A 13,978-nucleotide genomic window follows, 5' to 3' on the forward strand; every position below is an offset into this window, starting at 1 on the left:
ACAAAAAAAGAGTCGGGAGGAGAAATATTAAAATTTCCCGCCCGACTTATTGTTGGCATTTTATTTGATTTTAAACCTTGTTATTTCTTCTTATTTCCAAAGCTTTTCTGGATAGACGCCAGCTTCGATAAGCTTTGCGATCTCAGCCTTTACGCTTGGCTTGTCCTCGATATAAGTAACGCCGAACCACTTGTCACGGCTTTCCAGCAGGCGGCAATCAGCCTCGCCTGACTTTATCATATTATCTATACCGGCAGGGAGCAAAAACTCAGCTGTAAGGCTGTTCTTATTCTCTGCGAGGAAATCTGCGAACATTTCGTTCAGTCTGTCGATGAATTTTGCAGGGCAGCCCCACATATTCATTGAAACATAGCAATTTTCGTCAAGCTGGATAGTCTCTTCCTTGCCTGCATAGACCTTGCCGTCGGCTTCACGGCGGATATTGTAAGTCTCAACAACGTCGGTCATCATACCGTTTGAAGCTTCGCAAACGCCTCTGTTTACAGAGCCGAAATCGCTGAGGGTATTTTTGAGGATAAAGCCTGCCATTCCAAGGTGGAGCTTGCCGTCGTCAGCGTGGTCGCCATTGAGGAAATCGTGGAGCTTTACGAAAGCTTCTTTGCCGTAAAAATCGTCTGCATTGATAACGGCGAAAGGCTCGTTGATAACGCCCTTGCAGCAGCAAACGGCGTGTCCGTGACCCCAAGGTTTTACACGGCCGTCGGGAACGCTGTAACCCTCCGGTAGGCAGTCAAGCTCCTGATAGACGTAATCGACTTTCACATACTTTGATATCCTGTTGCCGATCATCTGATCGAAAGCGTCACGGATATCTTTCCTTATTATAAACACGACTTTATCGAAGCCTGCCTCGATAGCGTCGAAAATGGAATAGTCCATAATAATTTCGCCGTTTGGGCCGAATGGTTCAAGCTGTTTGATACCGCCCTTAAAGCGGCTGCCAAGTCCTGCGGCGAGGATACAAAGGGTTGCACTCATAGTTAAAATATCTCCGTTTCATATTAATTTTCTCATATTTCTTAATTTGCCCTTATCACATATTTACATTATGACATATTTTTAATAAAATGTCAATAGATATTTATAAATTTGCATTATCTTTACAAGACAGACGGCTTGACGCTTTAGTGAGGAATGAGGAGTGAGGAATTAAGGTATCGCCTAGCGGCGATGATTTTTTTTGTAGGGGCGACCTGTGGTCGCCCGTTGGTTTGCTGTTTTTCGACAGTTTGTCGCACTTTGTACGGTTTAATGCTGTGTGCGGTTTAACGCCTGTCCCGTCCTCGGGCTGCAAAGTAAAGTCGCCCGAAGTACAGTTATTCCCGAATTAAAAAGTGCTTGACAAAGTGGTGGATATTATGATATATTAAACCTATGATAAAAGTCAAATGACTGAAATGGGGATATTATTATGGCAAAAACAGCTTTGATAACGGGCGCAAGTTCGGGTATCGGCAGAGAGATCGCTCGCAACCTTTATAAAAGGGGCTTCCGTGTTATCCTTTGCGCTAGGCGTGAGGACAGGCTCAGAGGGCTTGCGGAGGAACTGGGCGAAAACACTCGCATTATCGTTTGCGATGTTTCAAAAAGAGAAGAGTGCATAAGGCTGTACGATGAGGTCAAGGACGAGAAAGTTTCCGTGCTTGTGAACAATGCTGGCTTTGGATATGTTGGCAGCTTTGACGAGGTGGAGCTTGACACGGAGCTTAAAATGATCGACACCAATGTTACGGCGGTGCACATTCTGACAAAGCTGTTTTTGCAGGATTTCATCAAGGCTGATCGTGGGTATATTTTGAACACAGCGTCCTCGGCGGGGCTTATGGACGGCGGCCCTATGATGGCGGCTTATTATGCCACAAAGGCTTATGTTGTCAGCCTGACCAGCGCAATTTACGAGGAACTGAAAGTCAAGGGCAGCAATGTGCATATTTGCGCCATTTGCCCCGGACCTGTTGACACGGAATTCAATGACGTTGCGAACTGCAAGTTCGGTGTGAAGTCCATAACTCCGAAATACTGCGCAGACAAGGCGGTAAACGGAATGTTCGCAGGCAAACTCATCATTATCCCAGAAGCTTCCATAAAGGTGCTTTCGGTGGGCGCAAGGCTCGCACCAAGGCAGCTTGTGCTCAAAGTCACGGGCAAGGTGCAGACCAAAAAGATCGCCGACCGCACGGGGCTTTAGGCGTTGTGCACGGATCTGACACGGTTTATTATTTTTATATATAGCAAAATCGTCATATAATCGTTGCAAATTCAGCTAATTTTCCAAAATTCCATAGGCAAAATTGTTAGGTGTGCATAAGAAAACGATATCATATTTGTTGATTCGGCCGATTGAAATTTTTCGGAAAATAAAGTACAATATATTTAAAGTTATTTAAGAAAGGAAGTTTTAGAAATGAAACTTACAAAGATTTTCGCAGGTATGGCTGCTGCAACTATCGCTGCAACTGCTATGGCTACTACTGCTTTTGCTGCTGACGCAGGCAAGGGTCCAAACAATGATGACGGCGTTTCTGTATTTGGTCTTTATATTGCAATGACAAAGGACGAGGCTGTTGCTAACGGCGTTCTTCAGGAAGACGGCAAGGAGCCTGAGGACTGGACAACAGTTCCTGTTAAGGTTTCTATCGACGAGATCAAGTTCGATGACAACGTTGTAACAGCTAACGGTACAGGTATGATGTACTGGCAGGGCGATGAGCTCAAGCTCGAGCTCGTTAACGTTTATAACGCCGACATAAACGGTGGTAAGGACGGAGCTACAACAGTATTCACAACTCTTCCTTCAAAGACTATCGAAGTAACATTCACAATTGATGGACTTTCATCTGACCTTTCTGGTAAGGCATATGTAGGCGGCGGCTTCCAGACAGCAGGCGCTGACTGGTCTTCAACATTCTTTGGCAACAAGCCAGACGGTGTTAACCCAGCAGGCACAACATTTGAAATGCCAGACGTAACAGGCAACGGCACATACACAGCTAAGGTATTCTTCCCAACACAGGGCGATGATTCCACAAGCACACCTGACAGCAAGACTGATTCTAAGACAGACAGCAAGACTGATTCAAAGACAGACAGCAAGACTGACTCAAAGACAGACAGCAAGGCTGACTCTAAGACAGACAGCAAGACTGCTGCAACTACATCTACAAAGTCTAACACAACAGGCACAACATCTACTTCTTCAGCTGCTTCCGACGACACAGCTAACACAGGCGCAACAGCAGGTATCGCTCTCGCAGGTATCGCTCTTGCAGGTGCAGCTATCGTAGTATCCAAGAGAAAATAAGTTTTCTCTCGAGAAAGTAAATTTCACTTTGAGAAAGTAGTTTATCTCTAAGATAACTGTTGTTATTGAAAAAATTACTAAAGGGACTTCCGTGAGGGAGTCCCTTTTTTGTGTGACGCATAGAAATTTGAAAAAGTGATGAAAATTCGGTGAAATGGTATAGACAAACGTGAATTAATATAGTATAATATCTGTATAGATTTATTTTTGGAGTTATTTTTATGAGAGTTATTACTGGTTCTTGCCGTGGAAAAAAATTAAAAACACTTGATTCGATGGATACACGCCCTACTACTGATATGGTAAAAGAGGCTGTTTTTTCCATTATACAGTTCGATGTTCCAGGCAGCTCCGTGCTCGACCTGTTCGCAGGAAGCGGACAAATGGGCATTGAGGCTCTCAGCCGTGAAGCTGTACATTGCGTTTTTGTGGATAGAAATCCCGACGCCGTGGCTATTATAAAGGATAATGTGTCCGCCTGCGGATTTTTGAAGCAGTCCCGTGTGCTGAATATGGACAGCATTGAGTATTTAAAGACTGCAAAGGCAGGACTTGACATCGTGTTTATCGACCCGCCTTACAGAATGGGGCTTATCGAGCAGGCGCTTCCGCTGGTGGAAAGCAAGCTCAACGACGGCGCTATCGTCGTTTGCGAACACGAAAAAGAGCTCACGCTGGGTGAAGAATACGGCAGACTTAAACTTCATAAGAGGTATAAATATGGAAAGACTGCGCTGACAGTCTACAAAACTCCCGTGAAAGAAGAGGACTTTTAATGCGTATCGCTGTTTGCCCGGGAAGCTTTGACCCCGTTACGGTGGGTCATCTCGACATAATTGACAGAGCTTCAAAGCTCTTTGATAAAGTAATAGTGCTGGTGTCATTCAACGCCAACAAATCGAAAGCCGCTTTTACTCCTGCGGAGCGTATGGAAATGATAATCGAGGTAACAAAGCACCTTGATAACGTGGTGGTGGATTGTTATAACGGTCTGCTGGCGGATTATCTCCAGCGCACAGGTGCGAACGCCATTGTAAAGGGACTTCGTGCCGTTTCCGACTTTGAGTATGAGTTTCAGATGGCTCTTGCCAACAAGAAGCTTTACAGCGACGCTGAGACGGTCTTTCTCACCACAACGGGTGAGAATATGTTCCTTTCATCAAGCGTTGTGAAGGAGATCGCAAGCTTTGGCGGAGATATCACAGGCTTTGTTCCGCCGCAGATATTGGAGCGGATAACAGAAAGGCTTTACAAGCCACAAAATAGTATGGATCAGTAAATGAAAGGGTGTTTTAATAATGAACGTAGACGAAATTCTTGAACTTATGGACGAACTGCTGGACAAGTCATCAAACGTGCCTTTTTCCAACAAGAAGGTGATCGATGTTGAGCAGATGCGTGAATACATCGACAGCATCAGACTTAATCTCCCAGGCGAGATCAAGCGTGCAAAGGATATGACGAGAGACAAGAAGAATATCCTCACAGAGGCAAACAAGGAAGCTGACGAGATCATCAAGAAGGCCAAGGAAGAGGCTAAGAAGCTTGTTGCGCAGGAAGAGATACTCAAGCAGGCTGCTGATTACGCAAAGCAGGTGGCTGAGGAAGCAAACAAGCAGGCTGCCGACATCGTTGCGCAGGCGCAGGCTAAGGACAAAGCTATCCGTCAGGCACTTTCCGACAACCTCAACAAGACCCTTGCTGACGCCGCAGAGGTGCTCACAAAGAGCCTTAAGGACGTAAACAGCACAAGAGACGCTGTTTCTAAGATCGGCTCGGCTGAATAATTTTGGAATATAAATAAAAACCGCCTAACTAGGCGGTTTTTTTGTGCTTGTTTTTCAATTGCCGTTTTCTATTGGCAGGGTGACGATGAAATTTGTGCCTTTGCCATATTCCGATTCCACCCTAATGTTGCCGTTGCAAAGCTCAACGATTCGCTTCACAAGGGGCAGGCCAAGGCCGTTGCCTTCTGCGGAATGGGCTTTGTCGCCTTGATAAAAACGCTCGAAAATGTGGCGGATGGTGTTTTCGTCCATTCCGATGCCACGATCGGATATTTCCGCTCTTATATCGTCCTTGCTTTGGAACAGCTTCACGGAAATTGTGCTGCCCTCTGGGGAGAATTTAATGGCATTGCCGATGATGTTCACCCACACTTGCGACAGCATTTCGGCGTTTGAAATGTAGGATATCTCCTGCATTTCTATATCGAAGTCGATATTTTTCGCAGTCCATTGCTTTTCGAGAAGCAAAATGCTGTTTCGTATCTGCTCATCAAGTGAGAATTCCGTCTTGTCGGTGATTATCTGCTGGTTCTCGAATTTTGTCAGCATAAGGATATTTGAGGACAGGTTGGTCAGGCGCTTTGATTCGCTTATTATGATGTCGATATATTCCTGCTTTTTCTCTTCGGAGAGATTTTCTTTTTTCAGCTGTTTTGCAAAGCCTTGTATGGAAACGATCGGCGTTTTGAACTCGTGGGAGAAGCTGTTGATGAAATTCTCACGGAACATTTCAATGCCGCCAAGCTCTTCCGCCATTTTGTTGTAGCTTTCGATAAGCTCGTCTATCTCACCATTGAAGCCTGTTATTTCAAGGCGCTGGGAGAAATCACCCTTTTCGACCCTGTGCATAGCTTTTTTTACTTGTCGGACAGGCTTTACTATCTTGCTTGCCACGCCTGCGGAAATGCACGTTCCGATCATAACGCTGACGATAAGTCCAACGATAAGCACCACAAGGGGCATTTGCAGGGGCGTTAAAAAATGCAGGCATTTTCGTATCAGCACCATTATAAGGCCTGTGAGCATACCGGCCCACATCATAATCATAAACACGGCGGAGACTATGCTGGCGTTCATCGTATAATTGCGCCTGCGCTCGGAAAGCCGTGTGGATATGGAATGTTTTTTCATAAGCCTGCGCTATCCTTTCAGCTTGACGGCTTTGTAGCCCAAGCCCCTTACTGTTACGATCTCGAAATCGTCCACGCCTGCGCCTTTCAAATGCTCTCTTATCCTGTTTATGTGGACGTCAACGGTGCGCTCGTCGGTGTCGGAGGTCATATCCCATAGCTCGTCCATAAGCTGGCGGCGTGTGAAGATTTTGTTTGGATAGGAAAGAAGCTTGTAAAGGAGCATAAATTCCTTTGGCGGAAGCTCCTTTGCGCTGCCGCCGTGGATAATTGTGAGGGAATCGTAATCGAGGGTGGTGTCGCCGACTGTTATCTTGTGGTCGCTTACTATCTTGGAACGGCGCAAAAGGGCTTGTATACGCAGTATCATTTCTTCCTCGTCAACGGGCTTTACCATATAATCGTCCGTGCCTTTTTTGAAACCCTGCTTTTTGTCGAAAGCGGTCTCCTTTGCCGTCACCATAAGCACAGGGGTCTGAAAGCCTGCCTTTCTTATGGTCTCGCACAGCTCAAAGCCGTCCATTCGGGGCATCATAACATCCATTATTATAAGGTCGACGTGCTTTTCGTCCATTATATCAAGGGCTTCAACGCCGTCCTTGGCTTCAATGGGCGTGTAGCCGTTATCGCTGAGCACATCACAGGTGAGCCTGCGTGTGTTCGGGTCGTCCTCAACAACAAGTATGTGAAACATTTTATACTTCCTCCTCACACGGCTGATCGCAATTTGTCATATTTGTCATATCTGCTTTATTATATCACTTAATTATTAACATCACATTAACATTTCACTCTGCGACAAAATTTTTCTGCCTTTTGAGTTATGTTTAAACTGAGTTTATAAAATGGGGATATAATAATTCCATAATAGAGATAATATTATCTAATATCTCGTAGAGATATCAGATTTGTAAGGAGAGAGAAATGCTTAGTTTAAAGGACATAAAAAAGGATTATATCGTTGGCGATACCACCGTGTCAGCCCTCAAGGGCGTAAGCATTGACTTCCGTGAGAATGAGTTCGTTTCTATCCTCGGTCAGTCGGGCTGCGGAAAGACCACGCTTCTTAATATCATCGGTGGTCTGGATAGGTACACAAGCGGCGATCTTAATATCAACGGCAAGTCTACAAAAGATTTCAAGGACAGCGACTGGGATTCTTACAGAAATCATTCTATCGGCTTCGTGTTCCAAAGCTACAATCTTATCCCTCATCAGACGGTGCTTTCAAATGTTGAGCTTGCGCTGACACTTTCGGGCGTGTCGAAATCTGAACGCAGGGAGAGAGCTGTCAAGGCTCTCGAGCAGGTGGGACTTGGCGACCAGCTTGACAAAAAGCCGAATCAGATGTCGGGCGGACAAATGCAGCGTGTGGCTATTGCAAGAGCGCTTGTGAATAATCCGGATATCCTGCTGGCGGATGAGCCTACGGGCGCACTCGATACTGAGACAAGCGTGCAGATAATGGAGCTGCTCAAGAGCATTTCAAAGGACAAGCTCATCATAATGGTAACACACAACCCCGAGCTTGCGATGAAATATTCTTCGAGGATAATAAAGCTTTTGGACGGCAGAGTGACGGACGATTCCGACCCACTTGACAAGAACGTTATCGAGCCTATCAAAAAGGCGGAGAAAGAGCCAACAAAGGCTGATAAAAAGGCGGCAAAGAAAGACCGAAAGAAGCTAAAGACTTCGATGAGCTTTCTTACGGCTCTTTCCCTCAGTAAAAACAATCTGCTGACCAAAAAGGCGAGAACGCTGCTCACTTCCTTTGCAGGTTCTATCGGTATAATCGGCATTGCGCTGATACTTTCCGTATCAAACGGCGTTCAGCTTTATATCGATCAGGTGCAGTCGGACACACTTTCAAGCTATCCGCTTCAGATAACGGAGACCACAGCTAGTATCGGCGAGATTATGAACACAATGGCCGAGACCCACGAAAATTCGGGCAACCACGATAAGGACAAAGTTTATTCTCAGAACGCAATGGGCGAGATGATAAACACCCTTATGGCGGAAACAAAGGTCAACAACCTTGAAAAGTTCAAGGAATATCTCGATGAAAACGAGGATATAAAGAAGCTTACTTCCGACGTTCAGTACGGCTATTCAACGACGCTGAACGTTTTCACGGAAAATGATAATGGCGTTATGCAGGTCAACCCTTCAACGCTTCTTGAGGATATGGGCTATATGAGCTCAACTCAGACTGAGGCGATGTCCACAATGGGCTCGATGGGTATGATGGGAATGGGCAGCGATGTTTGGGCGGAAATGATCGACAATGACGATCTTATCGACACCCAGTATGACGTTATCGCAGGTCGTCTCCCCGAAAAATACAACGAAGTTGTGCTCGTTATCGACAAGAACAATGAGCTCAACGACTATTATCTTTACTCTTTGGGACTTCTTGACCCGAAGGATCTAAACGGCATTGTGAAGAGGGCGCTGGCCGGGGAGGATATCTCCATCGACGACACCCAGCACACTTACACCTATGATGAGCTTCTTGATCTCAAGTTCAAGGTCGTTCCTACACCGGACTTCTATCAGAAAAAGGACGGCGTTTGGGAAGATATGACGGGCGACGAAGACTATATGAAAAAGGTCGTTGCAAAGGGCACAGAGCTTAGCGTTGTTGGTATTCTGAGACCTAACGAGGACGCTTCCGCTTCTTCTATCAACGGAGCGATAGGTTATCGTCACGATCTTATGACTTATCTTATCGATCAAGTTGACGAAAGCGAGATAGTTAAGGAGCAGAAAACTAACCCTGATATAGACGTTTTCACAGGACTTAAATTCAAGAGCGACGAGGAAGTTGCGGATAATTCTGATAGTGCAGACAATTCAGACAGCTCCGACAGCACGGACAGCGTTGCAGATAGTGCGATTATCACAGACAGCACAGCGGACAGCAAGGCTGAAACTGCAGACAGTTCACTTTCAGATGAAGAGATAGCGGCGCAAATGCAGATACCCGACGGAATGACGGAAGAGCAATACAAGGCGCTTATGGAGCAGAGCGGAGCTTCCGACACAGGCGATCTTGCGGATATAGGAATGGACGCAATGGGCTCGATGGATATGTCCGCAATACAGGGCGGCGATATGTCAAGCCTTACGGAGACGCAGAAGAAATATATCGCTTCGCTGACGGACGAGCAGATGGAGCTTATGCAGCAAATGCTCAAAGAGCAGTCTGACTCGGCGGCTGCCGATCTTGCAAACAGCGGAAAATATTCCACTTCAAACTATGACACGAATATGAAAACGCTGGGTTATGCGACGGTTGAAAAGCCAAGCAGCATAAACATTTATCCTGTTGACTTTGCTTCAAAGGAGAAGATAATCGACCTTATCGACGATTACAACAACAGCGTTGATGAAGCGGACAAGATCGAATACACCGATTATGTGGGACTTATGATGTCCTCTATCACCTCGATAATAAACGCTATCAGCTATGTTCTTATCGCATTCGTGGCGATCTCTCTTGTGGTATCGTCCATAATGATAGGTATTATAACATACATTTCCGTACTGGAAAGAACCAAGGAGATCGGTATTCTGCGAAGCATCGGTGCTTCAAAGAAGGATATATCCAGAGTGTTCAACGCTGAAACGGTCATTGTGGGATTTGTGGCAGGCGCACTTGGAATCATCATATCCTACCTGCTGACTATCCCGATAAACGCAATAATCTCGAGCTTGACAGAAGTTCCGATAAGGGCGACGATACCGATATTTGCGGCTGTGATACTGATAATCATAAGCATTTGTCTTACGCTCATCGCAGGACTTTTCCCATCAAGGATCGCTGCAAAGAAAGACCCTGTTATTGCGCTTAGGACGGAATAACAACAGTTTATGCGAATTAAAAGAGGAGGTTTTAAATATGAAAAAGCTTACATCAGAAAAAATCGATAATATAAACGCAGCGCTGAGCTGTGTTGTAACGGGGCTTTGCCTTATTGCGTTGATCTTTATGGGTCAATGCTAAGGGGCGGCACTAACTTTACCCCCCATAACAATTTCCATAAAACAGCGCTTGTCGGGATAATTTTCCGGCGGGCGCTGTTTTTATGGGTAAAATTTCGACCTTGTTCGCTGTTGACAAAGGGGGCAAATGGTGTTATAATAGTATTCCACGAGAGGAAAAAAGGCAACGATCGCCTTAAAAGCAAAGTGAGGTGGAAGTATTGGCTATTGACAAGACAGGAACAAAGCAGATCGCAGACAACCGCAAGGCTCGTCACGATTATTTTGTGCTTGAGCAGATCGAATGCGGCATTGAGCTTGTGGGCACGGAAGTGAAGTCCATAAGGAACGGCGGTGTTAATCTGAAAGATAGCTGGTGTTCCATTGATGACGGCGAGATGTGGGTAAATGGTATGCACATTTCACCATACGAGCACGGCAACATTTTCAATCGTGATCCGAGGAGGGTGCGCAGGCTTTTGCTCCACAAGCGTGAGATAATGCGGCTTATGGGCAAAGTTCAGCAGGAGGGCTTGACGCTTATTCCTATGGCGCTTTACTTCAAGGGCAGCAGGGTAAAGCTTGCGCTTGGGCTCTGCAAAGGTAAAAAGCTTCACGACAAGCGTGACGATATGGCTAAAAAGGCGGCTCAGCGTGATATTGAGCGGGCTTTGAAAGATCGTGGATAACACAATTGCGCAAGTCGGTCGGGCAAATACACGGGGGTGTAAAGGTTTCGACGGGGATCTTGAAGCACGATAAGCGAGTAGAGGAGCGCACACTCTTTAAACGGCGTACGTTTAAAAATTAGACGACAACGATAATTTTGAATTAGCTGCTGCTTAAGTCAGCGCTCGTCTTGCCTTAGAGTACCACGGCTTTGGTAAAGGCGTCGATCAGTGGTGAACGTTTCTTGGCAATGGTTGTAGCCTTGGGATGTATTACAGCCTACTGAGCAGGAAGGCGTGTCTGCTTGCCTTTCTGCAAGGGAATGGGAGAAATCCGAAATAACAGAATACACTCGTAGAAGTTCGTGGGGATAGGTTTTCGGACAGGAGTTCGATTCTCCTCACCTCCACCACGGGTGCTTGCACCCGATTTAATTACGCCGTACTTTGTTGCGGCGTATTTTTTTGCGCCGCTTGGAAAATTCCAATGTTAAACCACACATTGATAGGGGCGTGCCCCTGCACCAAATTCGCTTATTCTGTACTTCGGGCGACTTTACATAGTAGCCCGAGGAGCAGACCGGCGTTAAACTGCACACAGCATTAAACCGTACAGAGTTTAATTTGTTGTTCTCAAGTACGATGTTGGTTAATTGAGATCACACGACGATATGTAGGGGCGAACAGCGTTCGCCCGTTGATTTGCTACTTTTGCGATAGTTTGGGGCGACCTTTGGTCGCCCGTTTTTTATGCCTTTGCGGCGGTATTATGACTAAGCTTTGTCGCTATAACTGACACTTATATCGCCTTAATTCCTGCAAGCCGCACCCCAAGACGCCATTGACAGCCTTATAAAATATCCCTGCTCTTTGCCGCAGACAGGGCAATTCTGCGGCGCTTGGCTGCCCTCTAGGATATATCCGCAGTTAAGGCATACCCAAGTTTCGCTCTCGTCGGAGGTGAAAAGCTTGTTGTTTTTCATCATATGGGAAAATGTTTTGAACCTGTCGCCGTGGGCCTTTTCGATCTTGGCGATATTTGAAAAGTCTTGTGCGATCTTGCCGAAGCCTTCCTGCCTTGCCATATCGGCAAAAGCAAGGTAGACGTCGTCCGATTCTTGGAATTCGTTGTGCGCCGCCATATCCAGCAGGGAGCAGACATCCTTTGAGATGTCAACGGGATAACCGCCGTCGATGTGGATAGTCTGCCCCGACTGTTCGCTGAGGTGATTATAAAATATCTCGGCGTGGACTTTTTCTTGGTTCGCCGTGAACTTAAAAAGGTCGGCGAGGACGAAAAGCTTTTGCTGTTTCGCCTGCTCCTCCGCCATTGTGTAGCGATTTCTCGCTTGGCTTTCGCCTGCAAAGGCTCTCATAAGGTTCTCTTTGGTCTTTGAATTTGCAAAATTCTCCATAACAATGCTCCTTTGTTTTTATCATAGTTAAGTTTTTGATATAAAGTTTGTGGCAAGCGGCATACACGTTTTTGCGCCCTTTATATCGTCAAAGTGCCGGATTCGCTTTCCACAAGTATGAGTATCTGCTCCTCTTCGGCGGTCTGTGCATTGACATATACAAGCACGTTTCTGCCGCTTTCAGATGTGCATTTGAATTCATAGCAAAGCCGCTCTTCAAGCCCTTCGGTCGGGATAAGTGCGAGCCTTTGTGACTTGATTTTCAGCCTTGGTGATACGGCTTCCTCGGCTCTGCTTTCGGAAATAAGGCTATCGGGATATTCCCTTTCCATATGGTTCACAAGAAAGCCCTTTGCGTCAAAGCCCAGTATTTCACCATCGTCCATTGCAACGGAGACCTTTATAAGGTCGGTATAACAGCAGACGTCAACGTCCTTGTATGCGAAATTAACGGTCAGCACGTTGTCGATATTCTCATAATAGGTGGTCGTCATCGACAAAATGCCAAGATCGTCAAGAAGCTCTTCCGCCGCTTTTACGCCCTGCTCATTTGAGAGAGAAGTCTCTTCAACTATCCTGCTTTTGAGAAAATATGAGATATAGCCGCCGTTTTTCGTCACTTCGCAGGCGATAGTCTTATCGTTGTTTGAAAATCGCCAGCAGGGCATTTTGCCCTCAACGTTGGATACTTCCGTGAACTCTGTGGAATTGATGTTCAGCCCTAGTGAACAGCGCTCGAGCGCTTTTTGCTCCGTCACCGCTTCCGCTGAGCTTGTCATTCTCGGTGTGCGCTCGAGGATATTGTCTGAAAATGGTCCGTCGTAGATAAGGCTGGGGTAGCTGTCAAAGCTGTCCTCAAAGTCGGAAAAGCCTTCCGTTACTGTGGGCGGATCAGTCTCGGCTGTGTCGCTGGTGGTCGCCGAGACAAGGTCTATCTCTCCGCTTGATATTGAGCTTTCAAGCTCCCACATATCCTGGGAAAGTGACTTTGCAAAGTCATAAAGTGCGGCAATGTTCTCATATTCTTTATCAGATATCTCCTCGCCGTTCATAAGCTTTTCGCTGACGGAAAGGGAATAATTGCCCACCTGTGAAAGAAATTTGTAGGTGTTTTCAAGCTCCAGCCGCTCTATCGGCAGTTGTGCAAGGGCGATCTTTGCGGAAGCCGCTTCACGATAAAGTTTAACCGCCAGCGACTGGTGCATTTTGCCTGAGCCTGCGTAAAGCTCTTTTTCAAGGGTGTCGCTGACGTTTTCAACAGCGTCGCAGAGGTCGCCCATTGCCCGTGAATAGGTGTATTCCACCGACCTCAGCGACTTGTCCGCACGGCTCATAAGCTGGAAATTTCTTGCCACAAGCACCGAAATAAGCGCCGCCGCAAAGGATATTATCCTCACAACAGTACGCCTTGAAAGATTTGACATATTCATTTTGCTTGCCTCCGATCAAAATAAGTTTCAGCAGTATTGTGACCCGTTTTTGGAAAATTATAAGCAAAATAAAAAAATGTAGGGGCGAAAAATTGTTGTTCGACTAAGCTCATAACAATTTGTGGTCGCCCGTTGGCGATGGACTGTTTCGAGACGAGTAGGTCAAAACTATTCGTCGGCTTTTTCTCGGGCTTTTTGTAAAAAATCGCATAAAATTGCATATTCGTAAAGAATAC

General features: G+C 46.1%; 12 protein-coding genes and 1 other RNA gene. 8 read left to right on the forward strand and 5 right to left on the reverse strand.

Features of this window, described 5'->3' with window-relative positions; translation table 11 throughout:
* Window positions 1–90: 90 nt before the first annotated feature.
* Complete coding sequence (locus tag QZ371_RS05015) at window positions 91–999, reverse strand: nucleotidyltransferase (protein ID WP_295210277.1); 909 nt, start codon at window positions 997–999, stop codon at window positions 91–93.
* Window positions 1,000–1,432: 433 nt separating this feature from the next.
* On the opposite strand from QZ371_RS05015, the gene QZ371_RS05020 reads away from it, so the two are divergent.
* The 5 genes from QZ371_RS05020 (at window position 1,433) to QZ371_RS05040 (ending at window position 5,109) form a co-directional block, all read left to right on the forward strand.
* Complete coding sequence (locus QZ371_RS05020) at window positions 1,433–2,209, forward strand: SDR family oxidoreductase (protein ID WP_295210279.1); 777 nt, start codon at window positions 1,433–1,435, stop codon at window positions 2,207–2,209.
* A gap of 216 nt (window positions 2,210–2,425) precedes the next feature.
* Complete coding sequence (locus QZ371_RS05025; protein ID WP_295210281.1) at window positions 2,426–3,322, forward strand: NPXTG-anchored protein; 897 nt, start codon at window positions 2,426–2,428, stop codon at window positions 3,320–3,322.
* A 221-nt stretch (window positions 3,323–3,543) separates the two neighbouring features.
* Window positions 3,544–4,098 (forward strand): 16S rRNA (guanine(966)-N(2))-methyltransferase RsmD, encoded by a 555-nt coding sequence (gene rsmD / locus QZ371_RS05030; RefSeq protein WP_295210283.1) that lies wholly within the window; start codon window positions 3,544–3,546, stop codon window positions 4,096–4,098.
* The gene (coaD, locus tag QZ371_RS05035) at window positions 4,098–4,601 is read left to right on the forward strand and encodes a pantetheine-phosphate adenylyltransferase (RefSeq protein WP_295210285.1); all 504 of its coding nucleotides are present in this window, start codon (window positions 4,098–4,100) and stop codon (window positions 4,599–4,601) included. The genes rsmD and coaD overlap by 1 nt, the downstream gene beginning before the upstream one ends.
* Window positions 4,602–4,620: 19 nt before the next feature.
* Window positions 4,621–5,109: an ATPase gene (locus QZ371_RS05040; protein ID WP_295210287.1), complete on the forward strand. Its 489-nt coding sequence runs from the start codon at window positions 4,621–4,623 to the stop codon at window positions 5,107–5,109.
* 54 nt (window positions 5,110–5,163) lie between these two features.
* Here the strand turns inward: QZ371_RS05040 and QZ371_RS05045 are convergent, their stop codons facing one another.
* Together QZ371_RS05045 and QZ371_RS05050 are read right to left on the reverse strand one after the other, a co-directional pair.
* Window positions 5,164–6,240 carry a HAMP domain-containing sensor histidine kinase gene (locus QZ371_RS05045; protein ID WP_295210289.1) on the reverse strand — a complete coding sequence of 359 codons (1,077 nt, stop codon included), beginning with the start codon at window positions 6,238–6,240 and terminating at the stop codon, window positions 5,164–5,166.
* 9 nt (window positions 6,241–6,249) lie between these two features.
* A complete protein-coding gene (locus QZ371_RS05050) occupies window positions 6,250–6,933 on the reverse strand; it encodes a response regulator transcription factor (protein ID WP_295210291.1) in 684 nt (227 codons plus the stop codon).
* Between the two features lie 230 nt (window positions 6,934–7,163).
* Here QZ371_RS05050 and QZ371_RS05055 point away from each other — a divergent pair, with 230 nt between their 5' ends.
* The 3 genes from QZ371_RS05055 to ssrA all read left to right on the forward strand — a co-directional run bounded on the left by QZ371_RS05055 (window position 7,164) and on the right by ssrA (window position 11,310).
* Entirely contained in the window at window positions 7,164–10,109 is a 2,946-nt protein-coding gene (locus QZ371_RS05055; RefSeq protein ID WP_295210293.1) for an ABC transporter ATP-binding protein/permease, read from the forward strand.
* A 347-nt stretch (window positions 10,110–10,456) separates the two neighbouring features.
* Window positions 10,457–10,918 (forward strand): SsrA-binding protein SmpB, encoded by a 462-nt coding sequence (gene smpB, locus QZ371_RS05060; protein ID WP_295210338.1) that lies wholly within the window; start codon window positions 10,457–10,459, stop codon window positions 10,916–10,918.
* Between the two features lie 32 nt (window positions 10,919–10,950).
* Window positions 10,951–11,310, forward strand: a transfer-messenger RNA (tmRNA) gene (gene ssrA / locus QZ371_RS05065).
* A gap of 396 nt (window positions 11,311–11,706) precedes the next feature.
* Here ssrA and rbr read toward each other — a convergent pair.
* Together rbr and ypeB are read right to left on the reverse strand one after the other, a co-directional pair.
* A complete protein-coding gene (gene rbr, locus QZ371_RS05070) occupies window positions 11,707–12,312 on the reverse strand; it encodes a rubrerythrin (RefSeq protein WP_295210295.1) in 606 nt (201 codons plus the stop codon).
* Window positions 12,313–12,392: 80 nt separating this feature from the next.
* The gene (ypeB, locus tag QZ371_RS05075; RefSeq protein ID WP_295210297.1) at window positions 12,393–13,742 is read right to left on the reverse strand and encodes a germination protein YpeB; all 1,350 of its coding nucleotides are present in this window, start codon (window positions 13,740–13,742) and stop codon (window positions 12,393–12,395) included.
* Between the last annotated feature and the right edge of the window lie 236 nt (window positions 13,743–13,978).

The sequence above is a fragment of the Ruminococcus sp. genome (genome assembly GCF_019423705.1).
Taxonomy (GTDB): domain Bacteria; phylum Bacillota; class Clostridia; order Oscillospirales; family Ruminococcaceae; genus Hominimerdicola.

Bases quoted from the DNA above. Each gene is read 5' to 3' on its own strand.
- QZ371_RS05015 (WP_295210277.1), bottom strand. From the start codon at position 999: ATGAGTGCAACCCTTTGTATCCTCGCCGCAGGACTTGGCAGCCGCTTT.
- QZ371_RS05020 (WP_295210279.1), top strand. From the start codon at position 1,433: ATGGCAAAAACAGCTTTGATAACGGGCGCAAGTTCGGGTATCGGCAGA.
- QZ371_RS05025 (WP_295210281.1), top strand. From the start codon at position 2,426: ATGAAACTTACAAAGATTTTCGCAGGTATGGCTGCTGCAACTATCGCT.
- rsmD (WP_295210283.1), top strand. From the start codon at position 3,544: ATGAGAGTTATTACTGGTTCTTGCCGTGGAAAAAAATTAAAAACACTT.
- coaD (WP_295210285.1), top strand. From the start codon at position 4,098: ATGCGTATCGCTGTTTGCCCGGGAAGCTTTGACCCCGTTACGGTGGGT.
- QZ371_RS05040 (WP_295210287.1), top strand. From the start codon at position 4,621: ATGAACGTAGACGAAATTCTTGAACTTATGGACGAACTGCTGGACAAG.
- QZ371_RS05045 (WP_295210289.1), bottom strand. From the start codon at position 6,240: ATGAAAAAACATTCCATATCCACACGGCTTTCCGAGCGCAGGCGCAAT.
- QZ371_RS05050 (WP_295210291.1), bottom strand. From the start codon at position 6,933: ATGTTTCACATACTTGTTGTTGAGGACGACCCGAACACACGCAGGCTC.
- QZ371_RS05055 (WP_295210293.1), top strand. From the start codon at position 7,164: ATGCTTAGTTTAAAGGACATAAAAAAGGATTATATCGTTGGCGATACC.
- rbr (WP_295210295.1), bottom strand. From the start codon at position 12,312: ATGGAGAATTTTGCAAATTCAAAGACCAAAGAGAACCTTATGAGAGCC.
- ypeB (WP_295210297.1), bottom strand. From the start codon at position 13,742: ATGAATATGTCAAATCTTTCAAGGCGTACTGTTGTGAGGATAATATCC.